Annotated in this window: 5 protein-coding genes, 1 other RNA gene and 2 pseudogenes; all 8 read right to left on the reverse strand. The window is 58.9% G+C overall.

The features are described from left to right. Positions 1-237 precede the first annotated feature (237 nt). Complete coding sequence (locus F3J29_RS21315) at positions 238-420, reverse strand: hypothetical protein (RefSeq protein ID WP_166869083.1); 183 nt, start codon at positions 418-420, stop codon at positions 238-240. Further along, positions 417-1,079: a hypothetical protein gene (locus F3J29_RS22665; protein WP_205246874.1), complete on the reverse strand. Its 663-nt coding sequence runs from the start codon at positions 1,077-1,079 to the stop codon at positions 417-419. Before F3J29_RS22665 ends, F3J29_RS21315 begins: the two co-directional genes overlap by 4 nt. Before the next feature lie 119 nt (positions 1,080-1,198). Beyond that, positions 1,199-1,804: pseudogene (locus F3J29_RS21325) on the reverse strand (primase-like DNA-binding domain-containing protein); the annotation flags it as partial. Further along, a pseudogene (locus F3J29_RS22800) lies at positions 1,789-1,945 on the reverse strand (integrase); the annotation flags it as partial. The pseudogenes F3J29_RS22800 and F3J29_RS21325, both read right to left, overlap by 16 nt. Before the next feature lie 190 nt (positions 1,946-2,135). After that, positions 2,136-2,499: a transfer-messenger RNA gene (ssrA, locus tag F3J29_RS21330) on the reverse strand. A gap of 117 nt (positions 2,500-2,616) precedes the next feature. Next, a complete protein-coding gene (locus F3J29_RS21335) occupies positions 2,617-3,780 on the reverse strand; it encodes an HlyD family type I secretion periplasmic adaptor subunit (RefSeq protein WP_166869139.1) in 1,164 nt (387 codons plus the stop codon). Between the two features lie 7 nt (positions 3,781-3,787). Beyond that, the gene (locus tag F3J29_RS21340) at positions 3,788-5,995 is read right to left on the reverse strand and encodes a type I secretion system permease/ATPase (protein WP_166869084.1); all 2,208 of its coding nucleotides are present in this window, start codon (positions 5,993-5,995) and stop codon (positions 3,788-3,790) included. Beyond that, on the reverse strand, positions 5,992-7,398 hold the full coding sequence (locus tag F3J29_RS21345) for a TolC family outer membrane protein (RefSeq protein WP_008458187.1): 1,407 nt from the start codon (positions 7,396-7,398) through the stop codon (positions 5,992-5,994). The genes F3J29_RS21340 and F3J29_RS21345 overlap by 4 nt, the downstream gene beginning before the upstream one ends. Between the last annotated feature and the right edge of the window lie 68 nt (positions 7,399-7,466).

The following is a 7,466-nucleotide window of genomic DNA, read 5'->3' on the forward strand; positions in this document are numbered from 1 at the left end:
TAGGGACGTTTGCAGGTGCGCAAGTGTAAGGAGTTGCCACTCAATCAAACTTCAAGTCGTAACAAACTGATTTTTAATGACTAAAAGCGAGTTGGTTTAGTTAATTCCTCTTGTCGCAGCGTTAGCATGTTTACAGACAAAAAAGCCCGCATAATTTGTGCCACGCGGGCTTTCAGGACTTCATCGGATGACTCTGGTAATCACCGATGGAGAAGTTCCATAAGAGGCTGGCAAACCCTAAACCAGCCAAAAGGTCAGGCCGATAACGATAAGAGCAAAAATGGCCGTTGACCCCCAAGCTACAGATGGCCAGAACGTCACCGCCAGCATTCCGAAACCAATAATTAGCACCGCAGGAATGAGGGTGCTCGCAAAAAATCGGAGCTGCCGTCGCAGCCAGGTTCTGAAGTAATTACTCATCTGATTATCCGCATGATGGCGTAAAGTGCCTGGTAGAAAACGGGAACCTGCTGCCTGAGCCTGAGCCTGAGCCTGAGCCTGAGCCTGAGCCTGAGCCTGAGCCTGAGCCAGAGCCTGAGCCTGAGCCTGTGCGCTGCATCAGCTGCTTCCTGAACATAGCCGTAGTAGCTGACAATGGTTACGGAGGCCGCTGAAATCCTGGCAAGCTTAGTACCCATCGCGATGGTAGCCCCAAAGCTGTAGCCAATGGCGGCAACGATGGCCGAACTGAAAGCCTGACTGATTAGGGAAGAGGTGGCGATGTTCGCGCCTTTCTTTATGAGTACCTGCTGAATACGTCGGATACGATTCTGCTCCTGGCTGTTGCGCAGCAGCAGATCCACGTAAATCTTCAGCATCTTTTTGATGACGTGAGGATGTTTTACCAATTGCACCAGTGCTTCCAGAAAGCGAACGTCTTCGGTTTTCTGGCCCGCGCATACGTCCTGATAGTTGTCGGTGAAACAAGAGGTGTAATACACAAGCCGCGTTGCACCTTTCTGCATACGGGTTGCCTGCTCCAGCACCGCGTCTTTTACGCCACCGAGCGCCTTCTCCAGCCGCACGGCCAGCAACTGGTCGGCCTGCATTTTAGTGATAAGGGTAGTATTGGTGATCATCTCTTCGGGTGTCCTTTCCCTGGCGGATAACGGCATCATCCTCAGTAATGCATGATGCAAGAGTACCTGATAATACCGGCATGGAAAACCGGCCTGAGCCGGTTCGTTTGCTGCGGGGATTACTGGCTACATGCTGGCAGCCAGTCGGCCTCGCTGTCCTCATGCAGCGCGAGGTTGGTCTGGATAGCGTTATTTGTCCTGCGCTTCAGCAGGATGCGCTCATACTCCTTCAGCGTCTGCGGCACCGCCTGGCCGAACGCGGTCAGGCTCAGCGGGTGCTGATGGCCGCGCGACTCCATAAACGACAGGTAGGCGTGGTATAGATAGCGCTTCGGATTCAGCGGGTGAATATTGGCATTACCCATAAACAGACCGGTCGCGGTGCTTATCGGCTTCAGATAGGCGCAGAAATCGACCAGCGGATCAGTCTGGCGTTTAATCTCCAGCGCCTCGCCGGACGTCTGCTGCGCCTGTAGCAGTGCGCGCGCTTCTTCCGGCTGACTGAAGCGCTGCATCAGGTGGCGCATGATAACGGCCAGCTCGGTGCTGATTTTGTCCAGCAACTGCGGGTCACGCTCTTTTGCCGGTATCACCTCCGGGAAGGCCAGGATTACCCGGCGGCGTGATACGCCGCCGCTGCGGTCGCTGAAGCGCATCGGGTTGTTGTTCACCGCCAGAATCGCCGCCGGGATGTGTGCCGAATAGGCATCACGGTATTTCGGGTCGAAATTACCGGACGTTGATAGTGGAAGCGCCAGAGTTTTTTATCAGAGGTTTTTACGAGTAAGAACAGGCCGTCACCATCATGCAGAGTGCACTTTTTTAAGGATCTCGTTATTAGTGAGAGGGCGTGTGATACGTGCCATGCCTGGCTCCCTTCCATAATTGGTACATGTTTATGAACCACGGCATAGCGTATACCTAAACGTATACCAATAATCACCGGATTTAGCTGGATGTGCTCGAACAACAGACACAAAAAAGCCCGCAGGGCTTGCGCCATGCGGGCTTTCAGGACTTCATCGGATGACTCTGGTAATCACCGATGGAGAATTTTGGTGGAGCTGGCGGGAGTTGAACCCGCGTCCGAAATTTCTACATCCTCGGTACTACATGCTTAGTCAGTCTTTACATTCGCCGGGCAACTGCGGACAGACACGCCATTACCAGACTATCCTGATTAGTTTTAATGCTTCAACCCCAGGCAAGGCATCCACACGATCTCTTTTGGGTTTGACCTCTCTTTGATCCCCGTCTTAAGAGCGGAAGCTAGGGAGAGAGGGCTCAGAGCAGGTTATTAAGCTGCTAAAGCGAAGTTTTCGTCGTTTGCGACTATTTTTTTGCGGCTTTTTACGAGGCCAACCGCCCCTCGGCATGCACCTTGGGTTTCGCAAATCCCGTCGAATCCAGAATCAGCCCCAATGTGTACCGGCGAGTATAACAGATTTATTACGTGCGTGACCAGCCGTCTGAAGAGAAATCCCGCTGAGTGCCATTCGTACAAAATTCCTTCAACACCAGCGGGATAGAGGGGCAATTAACGTTCGCGCAGCGCCTCGCGGGCGCGGTTGAACGGCTTAATCAGATACTCAACGATGGTTTTCTGCCCGGTTTTAATATCCACGGTGGCCACCATCCCCGGTGAGATGGAGAAGTGGTGGCCGACTTTGTTCACCAGGTAGTCCTGGTTGGTGCGGATAAACACCCGGTAGTAGACGATTTCCGGCTTCACTTTGTCCTGAATGGTGTCCGGGGAGATGGTTTCCACGGTGCCTTCCAGCCCGCCGTAAATGGCGTAATCGTAGGCGGTGATTTTCACCAGCGCGCGCTGGCCGGGGTGGATAAAGGCGATGTCGCGCGGGGAGAGCCGCGCCTCAATCAGCAGGTGATCGTCCACCGGCACAATCTCCATCATCTCGCCGTTCGGCGGAATAACGCCGCCGATGGTGGTCACCTGAATGTTCTTCACGATGCCGCGCACCGGGGAGCGCACGGTCATGCGGTTCACCGAATCCTCACGGCCCTTGATGATAGCGTCCAGCATGTCCACTTCGGCATTAGCTTTTGAGAGCGCCTCGCGCGCCTGCACGTAATACTGCGAGCGCAGGTCGGTGATCCTTAAGCCGAGGTCGCTTTTCTGCCGCTGCAGGCGCAGCACTTCCACGTGGCTCGCCGCGCCGCTTTTCACCAGCCGCTGGGTGATATCCAGCTCTTTGTTGACCGACGTCAGCGCGTCCCGCAGCTCGGCTTCGGAGTCGTTCAGCTGCGCCCGACGCGTTTTATACAGCCGTGTTTCGGAGGCGAGCAGATCCGGAAACGCTTTGAGTGAGTCCGGGAACTTCAGCGGCTGGTCGTTCACTTCCGCGTAAAGCCGCGCGCTGGAGGCCAGAGAGGCGCGGTAGCGAGCCGTGCTTTCCCCGACGTTGGACTCGGAGCGGGTCGGGTCGAGGCGGGCGACGATTTGCCCGGCCTGCACTTTGTCGCCCTCGTGCACCAGCAGCTCGGTGACTATCCCGCCGTCCAGCGACTGCAAAATCTGCTCGCGGGAGCTGGGCACCACTTTCCCGGTGCCGGTGGAGACTTCGTCCAGCGTGCCGAACCACGCCCAGACGCCGAACAGCACAAACAGCAGCGTGATGAGCAGGATAATGCGGCTCGCCCCGGAGAATTCGCTTTCGCGCTGAATGTCCGGGTCATCCATGGTGACGTCATGCTGACTGGTTTTCATTGTTCCACTCCCGCGGTGGTGTCTGGGCGGCGGCCGGGGCCTGAGCCTGTGCCGGTCTTGCGGCGCCGAGCGCCTGTGCCTTCGGTGCATCCATCACAAGCTGGCCGTCTTTCAGCACCAGTACGCGTTCGACCAGTTCGAGCACCGGCACGCGGTGGGTGGCGACGACCAGCGTGCGGTGGCCGAGCCACTGGTTCAGCCGCTGAATAAATTCCCGTTCGGTATGGTCGTCCAGCGAGGCGGTGGGCTCGTCGAGCAGCACGATGTTGGGCGAGCGCAGCAGCATGCGCGCCAGCAGGATCGACTGACGCTGCCCGCCGGAAAGCCCGCTGCCGCCCTCCATGATCGGGTGATCCAGGCCTTTGGGCAGGTGCTTCACGAAGTTACTCGCGCCGCTCACGTCCAGCGCCTCAAAGATCGCTTCGTCGCTGGCGTGCGGGGCGCCGAGGGTGAGGTTTTCCCGCAGCGTGCCGTAGAACAGCCGCGCGTTCTGGCTCAGAAAGCCGATGTTGCGGCGCAGATCCGCCATGTCGATTTGCGACATCGCAAGATCGTCGAGCCGGGCTTCGCCGCTGGCAAGATCGACCCCGCCCGCAAGCGCCTGCAGCAGCGTAGATTTGCCCGCACCGTTGCGCCCGAGCACGGCAATGCGCTCGCCGCGCTGGATCTCAAGGCGGGCAATGCGCAGCGGAATGCGCGGATCTTCGCTGTGGTATTTGAACTGCGCGCTTTCAAACAGGTAGTGGCCGTGGAGGATATCCTTGTGGATCAGGTTTTCATCGCGCTGGGTTTCCACCGGCAGCTGCATGATGCTGTCCAGCCCCTGTTTGGCGGCTTTGACCTGCTGCCAGCGGGCGAGCACGCCGCACAGGTTGGCCATCGGGGCAATCATCCTTGAGGCCAGCATGGAGGCGGCGACCATGGCCCCGGTGGTCATTTCACCTTCAATGACCAGCGGGGCGCCGAACAGCACCACCACTACAAACACCAGGCTCTGAATGGTGATCCCCCAGCTGATTAAGCCCTGGGTCAGTTCGCGGGTTTTCAGGCCGGATTCGGCGGTAATGCGGATGTAGCTGTTCCACTGCTGGAGGAAGCGGTTCTCCGCCTGCATCAGCTTGATGTCCTCCAGCCCCTGCACGCTTTCCACCAGCACGGCGTTGCGCAGGGTGGATTCGTGGGCGGCCTGGTTGGCCAGCGTGGCGAGCTTTTTCTGCAGCAGCAGGCCGGGCAGCACCATCACGATGGCGGCGACCGGGGCGATCCACGCCAGCTGCGGGGCGATGATCGCCAGTACCCCAACGAACAAGATAAAGAACGGCAGATCGACGATCGTGGAGATGGTCGAGGAGGTGATCATCTCGCGGATCTGCTCCAGCTCGCGCAGCTGAGAAATAAAGCTGCCGGTGGAGCGGGGCACGGCGCTGTTGCGCAGCCGCAGCGCGTGGCTAAAAACGCGATCCGAAATACGCATGTCGGCCCGCTTGCCCAGCACGTCCATGATGTTGCTGCGCGTGACTTTCAGAATGAAGCCGAACACCACGGCGATCAGCACGCCGGTCGCCAGCACGTACAGCGTCGGGTATGACTGAGCCGGGATCACCCGGTCGTATACCTGCATCGAGAACAGGATCCCGGCCAGCGACAGCACGTTCACCCAAAAAGCCGCCAGCATCACCGGGCCGTAAGGGCGAATATCCAGCATGATCAGCTCTTTCATCCAGTCCGGGCTGAAGCGAGAGATATAGGCGTCGACGCGGCTGTCTTTCAGCGCCGAAAGCGGGCGCAGGGCGGCCACAAAGCGGATCTCCGGCAGCAGCTTGCTGAGCGACTGGCGGTTGGTGTGGCGTTCGTCGTCGAAATAACAGATATCCACGGTGTCTTCGCCGTCAAACTGCTCGATCACCGCGATCTGGCCGTTGGCTAAGTCCACCACCACCGGCAGCCGCCACTGGGATATCGCTTTTTCGGTGTTGCCCAGCATATGGAAGGAAAGGCCGGCCTGGCGCGAAAGCTGGGTCAGCGCGGCGACTTTGGTTTTGTCTTTGAACCACGGGGCGTTGGCCTGGATAGTGCCGGGCGAGCAAACCACGCGGTAGTGCCCGGCGACGTAACTGATGGCGTGGGCCCATTGGGTCAGGGCCTGTTCGCTTAAAAACTCCCCTGCGGGAGAGGCTGTCTGGCTCATGGCTGAATCTCCAGGGACTGGATGTTGCGGTGTTCCAGACCAAATGCGGTGCGTAATTTGCCGGTGTTGTACAGGCAGTTAAGCTGCAGTTGATGGAGCTGGCTCAGCGTTTGTTGTTGGGCGAAGCGCGCCTGGAAGACTTCCTGTTCGGCGTTGAGTACGTCCAGCAGCGGGCGGGAGCCCAGGTCGAGATACTGCTGTTGGTACAGTTCACGGGTGCGGGCGCTCAGCTGTTCCTGGCGCTGCAGCACCTGGAGCGCGGTGGCGAGGCTAATAGCCTGGCTGCGGGATTCCAGCAGCTTCTGGCGTACGTCCAGCCGAACCCGGTCGATACCGGACTGCGCCGCTTCCAGCGCATGGCTGGCGGCGTTGCGGCGTGCCGTCAGGCCACCGCCCTGGTAAATCGGCATTTCGACGCGGATGTACGCCGAGTATTGCGTGCGGTTCAGCACTTCGCTGCCGGAATAGTTGTTGTTCAGGTAGTGCTGCACGGACGGCTCCAGCGAGATGGTTGGGGTCATCTGCGAGTTGGCGTAGTCGAGGTTAGCCTGCGCCACGTTGGCCTGCGCCCAGGCTGCGAGCACGGCGGGCACCAGGCGGTCGTCCGGCTTCGCCACGTTGCAGCTGTTATTCAGCTTCTGCGGGAAATCAGGGCTGACTTTGTTGAGGCTGGTCCAGCCGAGCTGGCTCATCAGCGTCGCCTGGGTGCTGTCGAGGTTCGATTCGTACTGGATCAGCTGCGAGCGGGCGGATTCGATACGCGCGTCGGTTTGCACCACGTCGGACATCGAGGTTGCGCCCTGGTCGTTCCGCTCCTGAGTCAGGCGGCCAATGGCGGTTAGCGCGTCCAACTGCTCTTTGGCGATGTCGACCATTTGCTGCCAGAGCTGCACCTGCACCATCGCCGAGGCGGTATCGTGCCCCACGGTATCAATGCTCACCAGCACGTTGGCCTGGGCCTGGGCTTCCCCGGCGGTTTCCGCGCGGACCTGGCTTGCCACTTTGCCGAAGTCGTAGAGCATCTGCGACAGCGATAGCACCAGCGACGGGCTGTAGCCGCTGTTGGTGTAGGTATTGGTGTAGCCGTTGTTCATCCCGGCGCTGATCTGCGGGTAGTACTTGGATTTGGCGACGTTAATCTGTTCAGACTGGCTGGACAGTTTGCCGATAGCTTCGCGAATGCTGGGGTGCCAGGTGACGGAGCGGTTGACCGCGTCGTTCAGCGTTAAGGTTCCGGGCGCAGGGGCATTCAGCGGGAGGGCGGTGGAGCCATCGAGTGAGGGGAGCTCTTGTTGTTGAGCCAGACCCTGAGTCGTAATAGAAGTAGGCGCGTCGTCGGCCCAGGCCTGGAGTGAAAACAGACCGCAAGCCAGCCATAACGCAACAGGCCGTAATTTTCCCATATTTTTTCCCTAATAAATGGCACTGCGTTTTTGTCTTATTCCCCGGGCGTCTGCGCGCCCGGGGATTT

The sequence above is a fragment of the Enterobacter sp. Cy-643 genome (assembly GCF_011752815.1).
Classification (GTDB): domain Bacteria; phylum Pseudomonadota; class Gammaproteobacteria; order Enterobacterales; family Enterobacteriaceae; genus Cedecea.

Bases quoted from the DNA above. Each gene is read 5' to 3' on its own strand.
- F3J29_RS21315 (WP_166869083.1), bottom strand. From the start codon at position 420: ATGAGTAATTACTTCAGAACCTGGCTGCGACGGCAGCTCCGATTTTTT.
- F3J29_RS22665 (WP_205246874.1), bottom strand. From the start codon at position 1,079: ATGATCACCAATACTACCCTTATCACTAAAATGCAGGCCGACCAGTTG.
- F3J29_RS21335 (WP_166869139.1), bottom strand. From the start codon at position 3,780: ATGGATGACCCGGACATTCAGCGCGAAAGCGAATTCTCCGGGGCGAGC.
- F3J29_RS21340 (WP_166869084.1), bottom strand. From the start codon at position 5,995: ATGAGCCAGACAGCCTCTCCCGCAGGGGAGTTTTTAAGCGAACAGGCC.
- F3J29_RS21345 (WP_008458187.1), bottom strand. From the start codon at position 7,398: ATGGGAAAATTACGGCCTGTTGCGTTATGGCTGGCTTGCGGTCTGTTT.